17 protein-coding genes are annotated in these 18,063 nt (G+C 37.4%); 11 read left to right on the forward strand and 6 right to left on the reverse strand.

What is annotated here, in order from left to right:
• Positions 1-83: 83 nt before the first annotated feature.
• Together AY601_RS19605 and AY601_RS19610 are read left to right on the forward strand one after the other, a co-directional pair.
• Positions 84-1,382 (forward strand): aminopeptidase P family protein, encoded by a 1,299-nt coding sequence (locus AY601_RS19605; protein WP_068404257.1) that lies wholly within the window; start codon positions 84-86, stop codon positions 1,380-1,382.
• 6 nt (positions 1,383-1,388) lie between these two features.
• Positions 1,389-2,045, forward strand: a complete 657-nt coding sequence (locus AY601_RS19610; RefSeq protein WP_068404259.1) for a glycosyltransferase family 32 protein — start codon at positions 1,389-1,391, stop codon at positions 2,043-2,045.
• Between the two features lie 8 nt (positions 2,046-2,053).
• Here the strand turns inward: AY601_RS19610 and meaB are convergent, their stop codons facing one another.
• The gene (gene meaB, locus AY601_RS19615; RefSeq protein ID WP_068404262.1) at positions 2,054-2,947 is read right to left on the reverse strand and encodes a methylmalonyl Co-A mutase-associated GTPase MeaB; all 894 of its coding nucleotides are present in this window, start codon (positions 2,945-2,947) and stop codon (positions 2,054-2,056) included.
• Between the two features lie 95 nt (positions 2,948-3,042).
• Between meaB and AY601_RS19620 the strand changes: the two genes are divergently transcribed.
• Genes AY601_RS19620 through AY601_RS19640 form a run of 5 tightly spaced genes read left to right on the forward strand, consistent with a single transcriptional unit; the run spans position 3,043 to position 8,172 of the window.
• Entirely contained in the window at positions 3,043-3,945 is a 903-nt protein-coding gene (locus tag AY601_RS19620) for a glycosyltransferase (protein ID WP_068404264.1), read from the forward strand.
• A gap of 38 nt (positions 3,946-3,983) precedes the next feature.
• A complete protein-coding gene (locus AY601_RS19625) occupies positions 3,984-5,810 on the forward strand; it encodes an ABC transporter ATP-binding protein (RefSeq protein WP_068404266.1) in 1,827 nt (608 codons plus the stop codon).
• A gap of 9 nt (positions 5,811-5,819) precedes the next feature.
• A complete protein-coding gene (locus AY601_RS19630; protein WP_068404268.1) occupies positions 5,820-6,605 on the forward strand; it encodes a glycosyltransferase family 2 protein in 786 nt (261 codons plus the stop codon).
• A gap of 11 nt (positions 6,606-6,616) precedes the next feature.
• Positions 6,617-7,432 carry a glycosyltransferase family 2 protein gene (locus AY601_RS19635; RefSeq protein ID WP_068404271.1) on the forward strand — a complete coding sequence of 272 codons (816 nt, stop codon included), beginning with the start codon at positions 6,617-6,619 and terminating at the stop codon, positions 7,430-7,432.
• A 20-nt stretch (positions 7,433-7,452) separates the two neighbouring features.
• A complete protein-coding gene (locus AY601_RS19640) occupies positions 7,453-8,172 on the forward strand; it encodes a glycosyltransferase family 2 protein (RefSeq protein ID WP_068404273.1) in 720 nt (239 codons plus the stop codon).
• On the opposite strand, the gene AY601_RS19645 is transcribed toward AY601_RS19640, so the two are convergent.
• A complete protein-coding gene (locus tag AY601_RS19645) occupies positions 8,159-9,028 on the reverse strand; it encodes a glycosyltransferase family 2 protein (protein ID WP_068404275.1) in 870 nt (289 codons plus the stop codon). The two genes, AY601_RS19640 and AY601_RS19645, sit on opposite strands and share 14 nt — an antisense overlap.
• A gap of 396 nt (positions 9,029-9,424) precedes the next feature.
• Between AY601_RS19645 and AY601_RS19650 the strand changes: the two genes are divergently transcribed.
• The 3 genes from AY601_RS19650 (at position 9,425) to AY601_RS19660 (ending at position 12,099) form a co-directional block, all read left to right on the forward strand.
• On the forward strand, positions 9,425-10,432 hold the full coding sequence (locus tag AY601_RS19650; RefSeq protein ID WP_068404277.1) for a glycosyltransferase: 1,008 nt from the start codon (positions 9,425-9,427) through the stop codon (positions 10,430-10,432).
• Positions 10,433-10,576: 144 nt separating this feature from the next.
• Positions 10,577-11,245: a DUF268 domain-containing protein gene (locus AY601_RS19655; RefSeq protein WP_198163559.1), complete on the forward strand. Its 669-nt coding sequence runs from the start codon at positions 10,577-10,579 to the stop codon at positions 11,243-11,245.
• Entirely contained in the window at positions 11,242-12,099 is an 858-nt protein-coding gene (locus AY601_RS19660; RefSeq protein ID WP_068407743.1) for an alpha-1,2-fucosyltransferase, read from the forward strand. Before AY601_RS19655 ends, AY601_RS19660 begins: the two co-directional genes overlap by 4 nt.
• A 96-nt stretch (positions 12,100-12,195) precedes the next feature.
• On the opposite strand, the gene infB is transcribed toward AY601_RS19660, so the two are convergent.
• From infB to AY601_RS19680, 4 genes are all read right to left on the reverse strand, one after another.
• Entirely contained in the window at positions 12,196-15,264 is a 3,069-nt protein-coding gene (infB, locus tag AY601_RS19665; RefSeq protein ID WP_068404281.1) for a translation initiation factor IF-2, read from the reverse strand.
• Between the two features lie 72 nt (positions 15,265-15,336).
• The gene (gene nusA, locus AY601_RS19670) at positions 15,337-16,572 is read right to left on the reverse strand and encodes a transcription termination factor NusA (protein WP_068404283.1); all 1,236 of its coding nucleotides are present in this window, start codon (positions 16,570-16,572) and stop codon (positions 15,337-15,339) included.
• A 2-nt stretch (positions 16,573-16,574) separates the two neighbouring features.
• On the reverse strand, positions 16,575-17,039 hold the full coding sequence (gene rimP / locus AY601_RS19675; protein ID WP_068404285.1) for a ribosome assembly cofactor RimP: 465 nt from the start codon (positions 17,037-17,039) through the stop codon (positions 16,575-16,577).
• A gap of 207 nt (positions 17,040-17,246) precedes the next feature.
• The gene (locus AY601_RS19680; RefSeq protein ID WP_068404287.1) at positions 17,247-17,681 is read right to left on the reverse strand and encodes a hypothetical protein; all 435 of its coding nucleotides are present in this window, start codon (positions 17,679-17,681) and stop codon (positions 17,247-17,249) included.
• Between the two features lie 18 nt (positions 17,682-17,699).
• On the opposite strand from AY601_RS19680, the gene AY601_RS19685 reads away from it, so the two are divergent.
• Positions 17,700-18,047: a phage holin family protein gene (locus AY601_RS19685; protein ID WP_068404289.1), complete on the forward strand. Its 348-nt coding sequence runs from the start codon at positions 17,700-17,702 to the stop codon at positions 18,045-18,047.
• Positions 18,048-18,063 lie beyond the last annotated feature (16 nt).

Genomic DNA, 18,063 nt, shown 5'->3' on the forward strand with positions numbered 1-18,063 from the left:
GTATATACAAACTCCGTTCCAATTTTAGCAAATTTTAGGAATTCGATATATTTCCCTTTATTTGCCTACAGATAAAGCTGAATATGAAATATCAGAATATAGAAAACAAGCTGTTTATTAACCACAGAAAAAACTTCAATAAACACCTCAAAAACAACTCATTAGCTATATTAAATTCTAATGATGAGTTCCCGAGAAGTGGCGATCAGAATTTTCTTTTCAAACAAAATTGTGACTTGTTTTATCTCTCTGGCATAGACCAGGAAGACACTGTTCTCTTACTTTATCCTGATTGTCCTAATCCATTATATAGAGAAGTCCTGTTTTTAAGACAGACAAATGAGCATATTAAAGTGTGGGAAGGGCATAAATATACTAAAGCAATGGCAGAAAGCGCTTCTGGTATAAAAAACATATACTGGATAGCCGATTTTGATAATATTCTTCACAGCATTATAACTTATGCGGAGCATATTTATCTGAATACGAATGAAAATGATAATAAAGCATATACCGTAGCTTACCGCGATATCCGTTTTATCGGAGAGATGAAAGCTAAATATCCATTACATCATTACGAAAGGGCAGCGCCAATTATGCGTCAGCTGAGGGAAACAAAATCTGAAGGAGAAGTTCAGTTGGTCCAAAAAGCATGTGACATCACCAGAGACGCTTTTATACGGGTTCTTAAATTTACTAAGCCAGAAGTGACTGAATATGAAATCGAAGCAGAGATTATACATGAATTTATCCGTCAGCAAGCTACCGGGCATGCCTACCCTCCGATAATTGCATCCGGCAACAACGCAAATATCCTTCATTACGGCGACAATAATCAAATTTGTAAAGATAACGAAGTGATCCTGATGGATTTTGGTGCAGAATATGCAAACTACAATGCAGACTTATCCCGTACCATTCCTGTAAACGGCAAGTTTACACCAAGACAAAAAAGTGTCTACAAAGCTGTGCAGCATGTGCTGCAGGAATCCATAAAACTAATGAAGCCTGGCATTTTGGGAAGTGATTATAATCAACAGACAGGTGAGCTCATGACTGAACAGCTGGTTGGGCTGAAACTCATCTCGATGGAGGAAGTGAAGAATCAAAATCCAGGATATCCAGCTTACAAGAAATATTTTATGCACGGTATCAGCCATCACCTCGGGCTTGATGTCCATGACTTTGCCAACCGCTATATCCCTTTCCAAGAAGGAAACCTCCTGACCTGTGAACCTGGAATCTATATTCCTGCAGAAGGATTTGGTATCAGGCTGGAAAACAATATAGTGCTTACTGCAGATGGAAACATCGACTTAATGGCTAATACTCCAATTGAAGCTGAAGAAATAGAAGAAATTATGAACAGCTCAACCTTATAAGAAAACATGTCAATACCAAAAATCATACACCAGACCTTCAAAACGTCTAAATTACCCTTATTGACCCGATGGCACATCGCCCGGTTCAGGAAGAAAAATCCTGACTATACTTATGAATTTTATGACGACCAGCGAATTGAGGCCTTCCTGGCCCACGAATATGGTGCAGAGGTCTTATCACTTTATAAAAAGATAAATATAGGAGCGGCCAAAGCAGATTTTTTCCGTTATGCGGTCCTCTATAAGAAAGGTGGGGTCTACGTAGATATTGACAGTGGTATAAACGGAAGCCTGAATCAATTCATTGAGCCTGGCGATGCCGCAATCATCACCAGGGAAGGAAATCCTGATTTATTTGCACAATGGGCATTAATTTATAGTCCTGAACATCCATTCTTAAAAAGAACAATGGAAATGGTTCTTGAAAATATCCGTCAGAACAAATATCCGCATGATGTCCATCAAATGACCGGGCCTACTGTTTATACCCAAGCTATTTTGGAATCTTTAAAAGACAATCCTGAAATCCCGCACCGCATATTAGGCACAGATTATAATGGCTATTTAAAAGTAAAATATAAGCTCGGAAAGTTTTTCTTATATGAAAGAGGTGATCATTGGAAAAAAAAGCAACTCACTACTCCTGTACTCAAACAGGAGTAATTCTGCAATTATTTAAGGTATGCTCCTACAAACCGGTAAAGGTTAAAATCTTTCTGTTCAAGAACTTCAGCAATTTTCTGTTGAAGTTCAGTTTTCAGGACATCCTGCATTCTATCATTCTGTATTAATTTGAATGCCTTTTCAGTATACAAGAACAATTTTTTCTCATTCTTCCTGATTTCAAGTCCTGTAAGCCAGGCCAGTAATTCATTCACACCGGTTTGTTTATCAGCAACTGTTTTAAATACCGGCACTGCATGAACACGTTGATGCAGCATTTTCTTGAGTTGATTGGCAAAACTATCTGCTCCCTCCCGGTCTGCTTTATTCACTACAAAAGCATCTCCTATTTCCATTAAACCTGATTTAATATGCTGAATTTCATCACCAGCTTCAGGAACTAAAATAACCATGGTTATATCTGCCAAACCTGCAATTTCAATCTCCGACTGGCCAACACCAACTGTTTCTACAATAATATAATCAAAACCCGCTGCCTTTAAAACATCAGTCATCTCAATAATCTTTGCAGAAAGCCCTCCAACAGAGCCCCGTGTTGCTACAGAACGGATAAAAACGTTGGGTTTATTGAAATGTGCAGACATCCGGACCCTGTCGCCTAATAAAGAACCCAGATTAAAAGGAGAAGTAGGATCAACAGCCAGCACTGCAATTTTTTTATCCTGCTCACTTAGCCTGTCAATCATTGCATTGACCAGCGTACTTTTACCAGCCCCTGGAGGACCAGTGATCCCAATTACCGGGGTCTGCTGATTAATGACAAGCTCCTTTAGGATTTCACTACTGCCGGGAAGAGAATTTTCAATAAGTGTCAGTACTCTGGCTAAAGACAAATAATCACCTTCTTGTATGGCCGACAAATATTGCGCTATGGTTTTCATTGGCAAAAACTTAATCTATCTTTGCCTGCAAAGAACCAGAATATATATTCTTTAGCAAAATAAATAATTAGTAATTCTTTAGCAAAGCGATCAAAATGAAAGTAAGCGGCTTCACTTATATGCGAAATAGTTTCAAATACGGATATCCTGTAATTGAGTCTATAAAATCTATACTCCCTTTGTGCGATGAATTTATAGCTGTGGTTGGTAAATCGGAAGACGGAACACGCGAAGCCATCGAAGCTATTGGCTCAGACAAGATCAGGATCATAGATACCGTTTGGGATGATGATTTAATTAAAGGAGGTAAAGTATTCGCTCAGCAATCCAATATCGGCCTGAAAGCAGTAACTGGTGACTGGGCATTTCATATTCAATCTGACGAAGTATTCCATGAAGATGACCTGGCCGAAATAAAAAAAGCCATGGAAGATAACCTGCATGATAAAAAAGTAGAAGGGTTCTTATTCAACTTTCTTCATTTCATAGGGGATTATAAACATAGAGGTACAACCAGAAAATGGCACCGCAGGGAAATCAGGATTATCAGAAATGACCCTTCTTATTATTCTTATAAAGATTCACAAGGGTTTAGAAGTTACCCGTCCTTAGCAGATTACGAAAAAAACACGAACAGCAGGAAGCTAAAGGTTAAATTGCTGAATGCCCGTATATTTCATTACTCTTATTGCCGGAATCCTGATTTATTGCTGGGAAAAGTTAAGAGCTTTGGCAGTTATTATGCGCCGAAAGAACACGTTCTCGAACACTATAAAAAATTCAAGACCTTCGATTTCGGAACTGTTGCAGATATTCTTGCTCCTTTCGAAGAGCCGCATCCGGCAACGATGAAAGATACCATTGCAGCACAAGACTGGACTTTCAAACACAATCCCAATAAGATAGATTTATCCCCCCGGAGAATGTTTCTGCACCGGATTGAAATGCTAACTGGATGGCGTATTGGTGAATATAAAAACTACAAAATCATTAAATAGCCCGTAAATCCGTAACTTTGAAAAATTTTTAGATTTTAATGAAGACCTATTTTAGATTATTATCCTTTTCAAAGCCTATAGAAAAATATGCTATTCCATATGCTTTGGTAACTATACTTGCTATATTTTTCAATACACTCCTATTTACTTTACTGGGGCCGTTACTGGAAACACTTTTTTCTTCCAGGGCAGCAACTGCCGGACCTACTTTACTGGAAAAAGCCTCAGCATTTGACTTCATCGGACACATTAACGCCTACATCAATTATACTATTGAGAACTATGGCAAACTATACACCCTTAAAATTGTATGCGGAGCCATTGTAATCTGTGTATTTTTAGCGAATCTTTTTCGCTACCTCTCTCAGCGATTTATGGAAGATCTGAGAGTACACACCCTGCTAAATCTGCGGAAATCGGTTTTTAACAATGTGATGGATCTTCATCTGGGCTATTTCAATAATGAGAGAAAAGGTGATATTATCTCAAAAGTTGCCTCAGATGTGCAAGTCGTGCAGGGCACAGTAACCAACACTTTACAGGTCGTATTCAAGGAGCCTGTTCAGCTCATATTTTATATCGTTGTATTGTTATCAATTTCGCTGAAACTTACTTTATTCTCACTTTTGGTGATTCCGGTTTCTGGCTTTATTATTAGTAAAATTGTTAAAAGATTAAAGCAGCAAGCCAGAGAATCTCACGAAAGCTTTGCAAGAATGATTGGCTTTTTAGATGAAGCGCTGGGTGGAATCAGGATCATTAAAGCATTTAATGCAACGCTTAGAATCAAGGATAAATTCCATAATGAGAATCTTGTTTATTCAGATTTGAACAGAAAGATGGCGCGCAGACAGCAACTGGCATCCCCTGTTTCACAAACCCTTGGTGTATTGGTTGTTGTATTTATAGTCCTTTATGGAGGAAGTATGATTCTACAGCATCAAGGAGATCTTACCCCTTCAAAATTCCTGGTATACATTGCTACCTTTTCACAGGTTATGCAGCCTGTAAAAGCACTATCTGATTCATTCAGCTCTATTCACTCAGGACTGGCAGCTGGCGTAAGGGTATTAGATCTTATCGATACTAAACCTGAATTGACAGATGCAGAAAATGCCATACAACTTCAGGATTTCAAAGAAACTATACGTTTTGAAAACGTGTCTTTCAATTACGGTGAGAAAGAAGTATTAAAAGATGTCAGCTTTACGGTAAAGAAAGGTCAGAACATTGCACTTGTAGGTCCATCTGGTGGGGGGAAAAGTACAATGATTGATTTGATCCCACGCTTTTATGATCCTAAAGCAGGAGGTATTTATTTCGATAACATTAACTTAAAAGACATCTCTCTGGATAGCCTGAGGCACCAAATGGGCACTGTTAACCAGGAATCAATTCTTTTCAACGAAACTATTTTCAACAATATTGCTTTTGGTAAACCTGACGCAACCAAAGATGAAGTTATTGCGGCAGCGAAAATCGCCAATGCCCATGATTTTATTCTGAATACAGAGAACGGTTATGAAACCAGTATCGGAGACAGGGGAAATAAATTATCAGGAGGACAGAAACAACGTATTTGTATTGCCAGAGCTGTCTTAGCAAATCCGCCGATTATGCTCCTTGATGAGGCTACATCGGCACTGGATACTGAGTCTGAAAGACTTGTACAGGATGCACTGAACAGATTGATGGAAAACAGGACATCTATTATAATCGCGCACAGGCTAAGTACAATTCAGCATGCGGATATGATACTTGTGGTTGACAATGGTAAAATTGTCGAATCCGGAAATCACTCTGCTTTACTTAATCAGAATGGTCTTTACAGAAGATTAATAGATATGCAGACCTTTGCAGATTAATTATTTTATATGCTTGTAACGTCACTTATCGTAGCTACATACAATTGGCCGGAAGCACTTAATTTATGCTTATTAAGTATTAAAAATCAAAAAGTGCTTCCGGCTGAAGTTATCATTGCAGATGACGGATCAGGACAGGATACCAGATTATTAATTGAAAAATTCCAACGTATTTTTCCAGTTCCTTTAATTCATATCTGGCATGAAGATTCAGGATTCCGAAAATCTATCAGCTTAAATACTGCCATTAAAAAGGCTAAAGGGAATTATATTGTTCAGGTAGATGGAGACGTTATCCTGGATCAGAACTTTATCAAAGATCATCAATCGCTTGCCGAAACAGATGTTTTTGTGAGGGGCACGCGTGCTCATATTACTCAAAAAATGCTGCCTGAAATTTATAGCACAGAAAAGATCAGCTTTAATTTCTTGTCTAAAGGGATAATTAACCGCTTTAATGCAATTCGTTTACCCTTGCTGGCATTTTTATTTGAGAAGAAAATAAAGAATTCAAATAGCGTAAGAGGAAGTAACTTAGCTTATTGGAAATCAGATTTTTTACTGATCAATGGATATAATAACGACCTTAAAGGCTGGGGACATGAAGATGAGGAACTTGCTGCAAGATTTATTAATAACGGGAAACTGAAGAAAGCAGTTAAATTCAAGGCTATTCAATTTCATTTGTCACATGGAGAGACCTCGAGAACAAACGAGCCAGTACATGCCCAGGTTGTACAGAATACACTCCTAAAAAAGATAAAAGCTTGTGATAATGGTATTGCACAGCTCTAATTCAATCAAACATGAATAGACCAGCACTTTCAGGTATTTCATTGATTGTTTCTACCTACAACTGGACTGAAGCTTTAGACCTATGCTTAATCAGCATTAGTAAACAACGCATACTGCCTGATGAAGTCATTATTGCAGATGATGGCTCTGCTGAGGAAACCAAAAACCTAATCGCAAGACATCAAAAAGACTTTCCGATCCCTTTAATTCATGTCTGGCAACAGGATGATGGTTTTCAACTCTCAAAAATCAGAAATAAAGCAATAGTTAGAGCTTCTAAGCCCTATATCGTGCAGATTGATGGGGATCTTATCCTTGAGAAGAACTTTATTAGTGATCATATGAAATTCGCAAGCCCCGGAAGTTTCGTTTCCGGTACGCGTGTCAATATGTCTTCTGCTTTATCAGCGAAATTAATCAAGGAAACTAATATTAAAGTCTCCATTTTCTCTAAAGGAATAACCAATTTTTCGAATGGAATAAAGTTGCCCTTTCTTACCGATTTCCTTGCCAGCAGGTATAAAGCAGGTAATATTACTTATGTACGGGGCTGTAACATGGCTTTCTGGAAAACAGACTTATTGAAGGTGAACGGATATAATGAAGCTATAGTAGGGTGGGGAAGAGAGGACAGTGAACTTGCTATCAGGCTTGTAAATGCTGGTATAAAGAAAAGGATTATTAAATTTGCCGCGATTACTTTTCATATTTATCATCCTGAGATAGCCAGGACTCATTTATTAGTGAATGACGAAATTCTTAATCGTACTTTAAAAGATGCGATAAAAAGCTGTGACCTTGGCATTTCACAATACCATCAAGATTAATATCAAAAAATAAGTTTTTCATGGACAAAGTATCTATTGTTATCGTTACCTATAATGCAGTCCGCGATTTGCAAAACTGCCTGGACAGTATTAAAAAACAAACATACGCTTCATTCGAGGTTATTGTAGTTGATGGATTAAGTCAGGACGGAACAGTAGATATTCTGAAAAAAAATAGTGATATCATCACGAAATGGATCAGTGAAAAGGATAAAGGAATATATGATGCTATGAATAAGGCATTAAAAATGGTGACTGGAGATTGGGTCTATTTTTTAGGCGCTGACGATCTCCTCTTACCCGATTTCTCCCCTATGTTAAATGGCCTTCAAGAAAAAAATGCTATATACTATGGAAGCGTACTGAAGGGCAAAGAAAAGTATTTAGGCTACCTGAGCCCATATAACCAAGCCAAAATAGGGATCTGTCACCAATCTATGATCTATCCTAAAAGGGTTTTTGATAAATATCATTTCGACGAAAGATACCGCATCTCAGCAGACCATCATCTCAATATGAAATGCTGGGCTGACCCAGACTTTAAAATTCAGTTTGCCGATTTTGTCATTGCTGATTTCAACGAAACAGGTATTTCTTCTTTATCAAAAGACGAACTCTTTGAGAAAGAAAAAAGTGGTCTGATGCTTAAGTATTTTGGCTTCTCTATCTGGTCAAGATTTATGTTCAGAGAATTAAAATGGTGGTTATTTAACAGAGCTAACAGGTCTATTTCCAGCTAAATCTGTAAGTTCCATCAGGATTATAAACTATTTTTGGAGGCATAGCCATAACTTTCATAGTAATCTTACTTTTTAATTTAAACAGGGGAATAAGCTTTGCGAAAAATTTCATAAAACGCATAAACCGAAAATAAGCTCTTGTATTTCCTATACTTAATTCCCGTTGAATGACAGTACTGAGTTCCGCTATATATTCTTCCCTTTGATCTTTACTCTTTTGAATTCCACTTCTGAAACGGAATCCGGAAAGCAAAAGTTCTGTTGAATAAAGCTGATCATGTCTGAAGAACCTTAACCATAACTCAGCGTCACTAGCAAGAGAAAGATTCGTATCTATATAAGCACCAGATTTTTCCCATAAACTACGTCTCCAGAAAACAGATTCCTGTTGAATATATTCGCCATCCTGATCGTACATTTTCCACTTTGACCACCTTTCATTAAACATATTAGTGCCATAAATAAACTCCCTGCCCTGCTCATCATAAAAGGTATTTTTTCCCATGATCCAGTTAATATCCGGGAAATCTTTAAAGAGTTCTGCTATAGTCATTAAGGATCTTCTATGATGCATATCATCAGAATTTATCCAACACATAATTTCTCCCGTTGACCGCGAAAATCCTTTCTGTAAGGCATGGTATAGACCCTTATCTTTTTCGCTGACCCAATAAGTTAAAAGGTGTTCATATTTTTTTATAATCTCTATCGAATGATCCGTACTACCACCATCAATAACAATATATTCCAAATTAGGATATCCCTGATTCAAAATCGAAGTTATGGTATGCTCCAGATATGCTCCCTGGTTAAAAGATGGTGTTATTACAGTTATTTTAGGGTATTTCTCTAACATAATTTCAATGAAACTTCTATATTCCTTCAGTTAAAGGTCTGTTTAGCTTGGCAAAGTTAGTAATTAATCGCCACAAGTTTAATCAGCCAATTAGATAGTTACACATAAATGTGGGAATTAAAAATCATTATGATTGCCATACCAAATCATTTATATTATTTTTCAAACACCCGATCTCATGGTATTTAAAAAGATCAGTAATTGTAAAATATAACCTCTAGAGAAATAGATGTATTGTTAAATGAACGCAAAAAAACATAATTCTAATCGGTTTGAATATCTTTTCACAAATTAAAGAAGTGAATTATGTAGCTTTGAAAACAATTATCAAATGGGTGCATTCAAACAAATTAGCCCATATCTTCATTTTTTCATAAAACCGTAGATTTAGTATTCGTGACAATACACTCAAATAAATTACTAAAAGATAGTAAAGGTTTAACTATTCTCATTTGCACTTACAATGGCTCTTCAAGACTACCTCAAACTCTTGCGCATCTCGCTGCCCAAGTAATAAGCAATACTATAAAATGGGAAATCATTGTGATAGATAATGCTTCAACAGACAACTCATTAAGCATTGCCAAAGCTGAGTGGAACAAATATAATTTACCAGGTGTTCATTTTAATGCAATAACTGAGTCAAAGCCAGGAAAAATAAATGCATTGAAAGCAGGTTCTGCTTTAGCACAATTTGAATATCTTATCATTTGTGATGATGACAATTGGCTAGCTCCGGATTATGTTCAAAAAACCTATCATTTGCTCGAAGAAGATCCTACTATTGGAGCTGTAGGTGGGCAATCTATCATGGTAAACGATTCTGGGACATATCCGTCTTGGTTTGAGAATTATTCCGAAGGATATGCTATTGGAAAACAAGGAAGCATCATTGGAGACGTAACCTCATCAAGAGGTTATTTATGGGGGGCCGGATTAGGCACAAGAACAAATCTTTATAAGGATTTATTTAAATATTTCCCCTCATTGCTTGTCGGCCGGGAAGGGGAAAAGTTATCTGCCGGGGAAGATAGCGAATACTGTCAGCGGCTCATTTTAAAAGGTTATAAACTCATTTATGATCCAACACTGGTTTTTAATCATTATATACCCTCAAACAGATTAGAAGTAAGTTACAGAGAAGCATTATATGCAGGCTTTGCAGAATCCAGCATAATACTGGAAAAATATTATTTTCTTACTAAACTCAAACTACATTTAGATGCAGATGGTACAAATAAGTTCTTTGTCTTATTGCGCTCACTGTTCAGAGCTATATTTATAAGTTCAAAAGAAAAGCGCAACCACGAAAAAAAAATAATCACATACCTGCTTAATTTAAAATTCAAAAATGATCCAATTCTTCAGAAAATCGTTGATTTTGAGCGAAGAGATAAATTATAAAGTTATTTTAGGATGTAATAAACATTTAAGAGTTAATAAAAAACGTTATAGAACTTTATAAGTATGATTAGAAAGATAAAAAGGATGCTCTTAAAGAGGAAACTGAAATTAAATTTTAGAGATCAATACTATCAGCTGCTTAGTTTGGAAAAACAAAGTAAAAAGCGTTTTATTATTGATGAACGTGATTTTTTTCCATGTCTATATGATAATACAACCGAAACAGGTTTTGACAGGCATTACGTTTATCACCCGGCTTGGGCAGCCAGAATTATTAAAAACAACAATCCAGCAAAACATATTGATATCTCATCGACCCTTCATTTCTGCTCCATTTTATCAGCTTTCATTCCTGTCGACTTTTATGACTATAGACCTGCGGACCTGCATCTGTCGGATTTAAAATCACTAAACGGAGACTTGATGAATTTACCTTTCAAGTCCGATTCAATTGAGTCGATCTCGTGTATGCACACCATAGAACATATAGGCTTAGGCAGATACGGAGACCCATTAGACTATGATGGAGATATCAAAGCAATTAATGAACTTAAAAGAGTTCTTGCAGCAAATGGAAGTTTATTTTTTGTAGTACCATTAGGAGCAAAAGATTTAATATGTTTTAATGCACATCGAATATACACTAAAGAACAAGTTTTAAAACTGTTTTCAGATCTTGAACTCAAGGAATTTGCATTTATACCTGAAGAAGGCAAGGATGGAGGTTTAATTGTAGATCCTGATCAACAATTGCTTGCGAGACAATTTTGTGGATGCGGTTGTTTTCATTTTATCAAAAAAATATCATCATGAAAATTATTCGTTTTTTAGGCGGGTTAGGTAACCAAATGTTCCAATATGCCTGTTATAAAGCCCTCAGTAAGAAATATCCAGATGTTAAAGTAGATTTAAATAGTTTTAATTTCGATACTGCACACAATGGCTATGAATTAGAAGATATTTTTCAGGTAAGTACAAACAAAGTTTCACCATTTACAGGCGGTATCTATGATATAAAAAACAGAAAATGGATCTATCGAAAGATCAGAAGAGTGCTTAACTTAAAAAAGTATCATAAAGCCGAAGAGAAAGACTTTACATATGATCCTGCAATTTTCTCCAATTCTAAATCAAGGTATTACTCAGGCTTCTGGCAAAATGAAAATTACTTCATTGATATTGCTGATGAGATAAGAAAAGATTTTAAATTCAGTCCATTAACAGCTCAACAAAACATTGATACCCTAAAAAAAATAGAACAAACAAACAGTGTTGGAGTACATGTAAGAAGAGGTGATTATGTTAATCATCCCGCATTTGGAGGCCTTTGTGAGAAAGAATATTATGATCAGGCTTTACAAATCATACAATCAAGAACAGAAGCCGCAAAATTCTTCCTATTCTCTAATGACATTGATTGGTGTGTTAATAACCTGAATATTAAGAATTGTGAATTTATTTCATGGAATAAAGGGACACAAAGTTACATTGACATGCAATTAATGAGTGCTTGCAAGCATAATATCATTGCAAACAGCAGCTTTAGCTGGTGGGCAGCATGGCTTAATAACAATCCGGAAAAGATAGTTATAGGCCCTAAAAAGTGGCTTCATGGAGATCAATACGATACCTCTGCACTGTTGCCGGCAGGCTGGATAAAAATATAGGCACTAAGCCCAAACCTCTGTTCATAAAAAAGGCCCTGTTAAAAATCTTTTACAAGATTCATTAACAGGGCCTTTTGGTATGTGTTATTTATAAATTTATAACTTTCTTTTTACTTCTACTTGTTCGTAAGCTTCAACGATATCACCAACTTCAATGTTATTAAAATTCTGTATGTTCAGACCACATTCGTAACCTCTTGCTACTTCTTTCACGTCATCTTTATAACGTTTCAGTGAAGCCAGCTCACCAGTGTAAACAACCACACCGTCTCTTACAATACGGATCTTACTGTTACGTGTAATCGTTCCATCCAATACCATACAACCAGCAATCGTTCCTACTTTCGTGATCTTGAAGGTATCTCTGATCTCTACGTTTGCAGTAATTTTCTCCTGGAATTCAGGAGCAAGCATACCTTCCATCGCAGCTTTGATCTCATTGATCGCATCATAGATAATTGAGTACAGACGGATATCGATTTGCTCAGCTTCAGCAAGCTTTCTTGCACCTGAAGAAGGACGAACCTGGAAACCGATGATAATCGCATCAGAAGCCGAAGCTAACAATACATCAGATTCTGAAATCTGACCTACCGCTTTACTGATGATATTAATCTGAATCTCTTCGGTAGATAATTTCAGTAATGAATCGGCTAATGCCTCAATCGAACCATCCACATCACCTTTAACAATCAGGTTAAGCTCTTTAAAGTTACCAATCGCCAAACGACGGCCAATCTCATCCAGCGTAATGTGTTTCTGTGTTCTTAAGCCCTGCTCACGCATCAATTGTAAACGTTTGTTTGCAATCTCTCTCGCTTCAGACTCATTTTCTACAGCATTGAATTTATCACCTGCTGTAGGTGCGCCCTGCATACCCAATACCTGTACTGGTACTGAAGGTCCGGCTTGTTCTACTTTTTGTCCACGTTCGTTAAATAACGCTTTCACACGACCACTGTAGCTACCCGCTAAAATCGGATCACCTACTTTTAACGTACCAGCCTGAACCAGTACAGTAGTCACAATACCACGTCCTTTATCTAATGTCGCTTCAATTACACTACCAGTAGCACGTTTATTAGGATTAGCTGTTAATTCTAACAATTCAGCTTCTAATAGTACTTTATCTAATAAAAGATCAACATTTAAGCCGCTTTTACCTGAGATTTCCTGAGACTGGAATTTACCGCCCCAATCCTCTACCAGGATATTCATGATCGATAATTGTTCACGGATCTTATCAGAGTTAGCTCCCGGTTTATCAATTTTTGTGAAGGCGAATACCAAAGGAACTCCAGCTGCCTGAGCATGACTGATTGCTTCTTTAGTCTGAGGCATCACTGCATCATCCGCTGCAACAACAATAATTGCAATATCCGCTACTTTCGCACCACGTGCACGCATCGCTGTAAAGGCTTCGTGACCCGGTGTATCCAGGAAGGTTACCTTTTTACCAGTTGGTGTAGTTACCATATAAGCACCAATGTGCTGTGTAATACCACCCGCTTCACCAGCTACCACATTCGCTTTACGGATATAATCCAGTAAAGAGGTCTTACCATGATCCACGTGACCCATGATCGTAACTACCGGTGCTCTTGGTACTAAATCTTCAGGATTATCTAATTCTTCAATGATACTATCGCCTTCATCATCTGGTTTAACGAATTGTATCTCGTAACCAAATTCATCTGCAACGATCGTTAATGTTTCTGCATCTAAACGCTGATTGATCGAAACGAACATACCAAGACTCATACAAGTACCAATAATTTTGGTAACCGGTACATCCATCATGCTCGCTAATTCGTTTGCCGTAACAAATTCTGTTACTTTCAACACTTTAGACTGTAGTTCCTGTTCCATTGCAGCTTCTTCCGCAGAAAGAGCCACATCATCACGCTTACCACGACGCAGTTTTGCACGTTGTGCAAATTTACCAGATTTACCAGCTCCGCTTAAACGTGCAAGCGTTGCTTTAATCTGATCTTGTATTTCTTTTTCCGTAGGTTCTTCTTTAGAGCCTCCAGGTCCGCCTGGTTTGCTGTTTCTAAAGTTTGGCCTGTTGGCTGTATTGTTTGTATTGTTCCTGAAATCAGGTCTGTTGGTAAAAGTTGGCACGCCTGCAGGTTTTGCAGGTGTAGCAGGATTGTTTCCTCCTTGCTGACCAGGCGCTGAAGGATTACCTCCCGACGACTGATGCTGTCCAGGTGCACCCGGAGCCTTTTTACGCTTGCGTTTCCTTTTCGCATCATTGCTGTCCGCTGAAGAAGCGACAGGTTGCGATTTACGTTCAGGTGTTGTCGGCAAGACAATTTTACCAATAATATTTGGTCCGGAAAGTTTTACAGAACGGGCTTTGATAACCTCAACTTCGTCAGGTTTATCCGCTTTCGGTGCAACAACTTCTTTAACCGGCTCTGCTTTAACAACAGGTGATTCCACAGGTTTTGGTTTTTCTTCTTTAACTTCTTCTTCCACAGCTTTAACTACTTCAGGTTTAATTTCAACAGGTTTAGCCTCAATAGGTTTTTCTACTGGCTTAACTTCCTCCTGAACTACCTTAGGTGCCTCCGGGATAATCGCTGCTGGTGCAGGTGTTTCAACGGGAGCAGCCGGTACAACCGGAGCTTCAGCTTTAACAACTTCAGCAGCTGGAAGTTCTTCTTTTTTTGCAGGGCGGGTCTTAGCGTTTAAATCGTCAAGATTAATTTTCCCTACAATTTTAACACCTTTCAATGTTCCTTCTTCAACCTTTTCAGTTTCCTTTTCCACTTCTGCTTCTTTTTCAGGAGCAGGTTCAGGAGTTACTTCTTCCTTAGGTTTCTCAACTGTAGGAGGAGTATAGGAATGAAGGTTTTTGATTAAAATACCCTCGCTTTCGAATTCAACATTCTTTCTAGGTGCATCCGTAACTTTTTCAGTTACTTCAGGCTCATCACGACGAATTTTACCTATAACAATTTGATTGGCTTCTTCTTTTACGATTTTATCTCCCTGAAACTCTTTCAATAATGCATTATACATATCGCGGGAGAGTTTAGTAGTGGGTTTATTCTCAACAGAAAAGCCTTTCTTTTCTAAAAACTCAACGGCCGTAGCTATCCCTACGTTAAGTTCCTTAACTGCTTTGAATAAAATTATTGGTTTGTCGTCTGACATTGATATCCTATTTTTTCTTAATTCTTATACAAAAGTAACGTTTATTCTTGTTTTTTCTCATCAAGTCAACGCTTATTCAAATTCTGACTGTAATATACTGATAACTTCTTTAATAGTTTCTTCCTCCAGATCAGTTCTTTTTACTAATTCGTCTACTGACAGCGCTAGTACGCTTCTTGCAGTATCACAACCAATTGCCTTCAATTCGTCAATGATCCAGCTATCGATTTCATCTGAGAATTCTTCGATATCCACATCTTCATCTTCTTCACCAGCTTCACGGTAAACATCAATTTCGTAACCAGTTAATTTACCGGCAAGTTTAATATTATGTCCACCACGGCCAATTGCAAGAGAAACCTGATCAGGCTTCAGGTAAACCGAAGCATGTTTAGTTACATCATCCAATTTGATTGAAGTGATTTTAGCAGGGCTCAAAGCTCTTGTGATATAAAGAGAAACATTATTAGTGAAATTGATTACATCAATATTCTCATTTTTAAGTTCTCTCACGATTCCATGAATACGTGAACCCTTCATACCAACACAAGCACCCACCGGGTCAATTCTGTCATCATAAGATTCCACAGCTACTTTAGCACGTTCTCCTGGTTCACGAACAATTTTCTTAATTGTAATTAAACCATCAAAGATCTCAGGAACCTCAATTTCAAACAAACGTTGTAAAAACTCAGGAGCAATTCTTGAAATGATAATCTTTGGGGTGCTATTCATCATATCCACCTTTAAGATTACCGCACGTACAGTATCACCTTTTTTGAAATAATCAGCTGGTATCTGTTCAGTTTTAGGCATGATCAACTCATTACCTTCATCATCCAGTACTAACGTTTCTTTTTTCCAAACCTGGTAAACTTCTCCTGTTACGATTTCTCCAACTCTGTCCTTATATTTCTTAAAGATCTCGTCTTTCTCTAATTCAAGTACTTTAGATACCAGTGTCTGACGTGCAGCTAAAATAGCTCTTCTTCCAAAACTCTCTAAAGTAATCTGCTCAATGTAGTCGTCTCCAACTTCCATATCTGCATCTAACTGCTTAACCTCTGCCAATTCGATTTCAAGATCATCATCTTCAGAAAAGCCGTCTTCCATTACTTTTCTTGTACGCCAGATCTCTAAATCACCATTATCAGGGTTAACAATTACATCACAATTCTCATCAGTACCATATTTCTTACGTAACATGCTACGAAATACTTCTTCCAGCACACTGATCACCGTAGGACGGTCGATGTTCTTGAACTCTTTGAATTCTTGAAATGAATCGATTAAATTAATATTGCTCATTTTTATTTAAATGAAATTAAAACCTTTGTTTCTATTATATTACTAAAGTCCAGACTGGTTTCAACCAATTGTGCTTTCTTTCCTTTTTCTTTTACTTTCGCTTCAATGGTAACCGACTGCTCATTTACATCCAGCAGCTTTCCTTCCATAATATCACCTCCGGTAACTTTAACACTCAATTCGCGTCCGATGTTTTTCTCATACTGTCTTTGGAGCTTTAAAGGCTCGCCAACACCAGGAGAGGAAACTTCCAGGTTATATGCTTTCTCAATAGTATTTTCTTCTTCCAGATGAAATCCAACATGTCTGCTAATTGCAGCGCAATCCTGGATACTGATACCCTGGTCACCATCCACATGAATGATTAACTTATTGCCAGGCAACAACTTTACCTCAACTAAAAACAACTCCGGTCTGTCCGAAATTTTTTCCTCTACTAATTCTATTACTCTCTTCTCTACTTGCATAAACCAATTTGCGGATAAAAGAAAAGAGGGGACATCTGCCCCCTCTTGCCCCTCTATATCAGTGCAAAGGTAGGGATTTTATTTCAAAAATAAAAACAAATACAGCTTGTAAATCGATATGCTGTTTACCACAACTAATTTAAAAAAATTAAATAACAGCCTGAAACAGAAAATAAAAAAAAAATTAAATGCAGAATAATTAAAGACTTAACGCTTTAGTATGACCTGCTGAGCCTTTACACTATGATTTAGCTGACCGCTGATGATTTTCTCTGTACTGGCAAACTTCGCATTCATATAGGAGATGACTAAATAATTTTTTCCTGAAATAAATGATTTAGAAGGTCTGAAAACCAATGTACTGTCCGTTACTTCCAATTTGCCTGGCACCTCATGCTCCATAGCAGCAGTATCCTCATCGGAGGGTGTTTCTAAAACAGTAATCAAATCGGCATGCGCTGTATCCACTCCCTTTATATTCCTGATCAGTCCTAAACCAGCAGGCGCAATGTCTGAAAAGATAATTGCGGAACTATCTGCTGAAAACCGGACAGAAAGTGGCTTATTATTTGCTGAAGAACATGACATTAAACAAGCCATTCCAAACAGCACCGGAGGGAATTTTAATAAACAGCTGTACATTTTTTAAAACTAAACATTATGAAACTTATTATTGAAATTTTATTAATGGGCCTGGCTATGCTGCTGGGTTCATACCTTGTTCCGGGCGTTCAGATTGATGGATTCGGGACTGCTATTATAGCAGCTGTATTGATTGCACTGGCCAATGCGACTATCGGTTTTATTTTAAGACTTCTTACTTTCCCTATCAACTTTCTGACATTGGGCTTGATGTCTTTTATCATTACCGTATTAATGATCTTATTAGTAGATAGTATGATGTCCGGCTTTAATACTTCTGGCTTCTTTGCTGCTGCATTCTTAGCGATTGTTGTGGCTGTTATCAAAGCTTTATTCGGTACAATTGCTGGTACTGACAACGACTAAGCAAAATAAAAAAGCT

The organism is Pedobacter cryoconitis, assembly GCF_001590605.1.
GTDB classification, from domain to species: Bacteria; Bacteroidota; Bacteroidia; order Sphingobacteriales; family Sphingobacteriaceae; genus Pedobacter; species Pedobacter cryoconitis_A.

Coding starts and splice junctions, on each gene's coding strand:
- AY601_RS19605 (WP_068404257.1), top strand. CDS start 84: ATGAAATATCAGAATATAGAAAACAAGCTGTTTATTAACCACAGAAAA.
- AY601_RS19610 (WP_068404259.1), top strand. CDS start 1,389: ATGTCAATACCAAAAATCATACACCAGACCTTCAAAACGTCTAAATTA.
- meaB (WP_068404262.1), bottom strand. CDS start 2,947: ATGAAAACCATAGCGCAATATTTGTCGGCCATACAAGAAGGTGATTAT.
- AY601_RS19620 (WP_068404264.1), top strand. CDS start 3,043: ATGAAAGTAAGCGGCTTCACTTATATGCGAAATAGTTTCAAATACGGA.
- AY601_RS19625 (WP_068404266.1), top strand. CDS start 3,984: ATGAAGACCTATTTTAGATTATTATCCTTTTCAAAGCCTATAGAAAAA.
- AY601_RS19630 (WP_068404268.1), top strand. CDS start 5,820: ATGCTTGTAACGTCACTTATCGTAGCTACATACAATTGGCCGGAAGCA.
- AY601_RS19635 (WP_068404271.1), top strand. CDS start 6,617: ATGAATAGACCAGCACTTTCAGGTATTTCATTGATTGTTTCTACCTAC.
- AY601_RS19640 (WP_068404273.1), top strand. CDS start 7,453: ATGGACAAAGTATCTATTGTTATCGTTACCTATAATGCAGTCCGCGAT.
- AY601_RS19645 (WP_068404275.1), bottom strand. CDS start 9,028: ATGTTAGAGAAATACCCTAAAATAACTGTAATAACACCATCTTTTAAC.
- AY601_RS19660 (WP_068407743.1), top strand. CDS start 11,242: ATGAAAATTATTCGTTTTTTAGGCGGGTTAGGTAACCAAATGTTCCAA.
- infB (WP_068404281.1), bottom strand. CDS start 15,264: ATGTCAGACGACAAACCAATAATTTTATTCAAAGCAGTTAAGGAACTT.
- nusA (WP_068404283.1), bottom strand. CDS start 16,572: ATGAGCAATATTAATTTAATCGATTCATTTCAAGAATTCAAAGAGTTC.
- rimP (WP_068404285.1), bottom strand. CDS start 17,039: ATGCAAGTAGAGAAGAGAGTAATAGAATTAGTAGAGGAAAAAATTTCG.
- AY601_RS19680 (WP_068404287.1), bottom strand. CDS start 17,681: ATGTACAGCTGTTTATTAAAATTCCCTCCGGTGCTGTTTGGAATGGCT.
- AY601_RS19685 (WP_068404289.1), top strand. CDS start 17,700: ATGAAACTTATTATTGAAATTTTATTAATGGGCCTGGCTATGCTGCTG.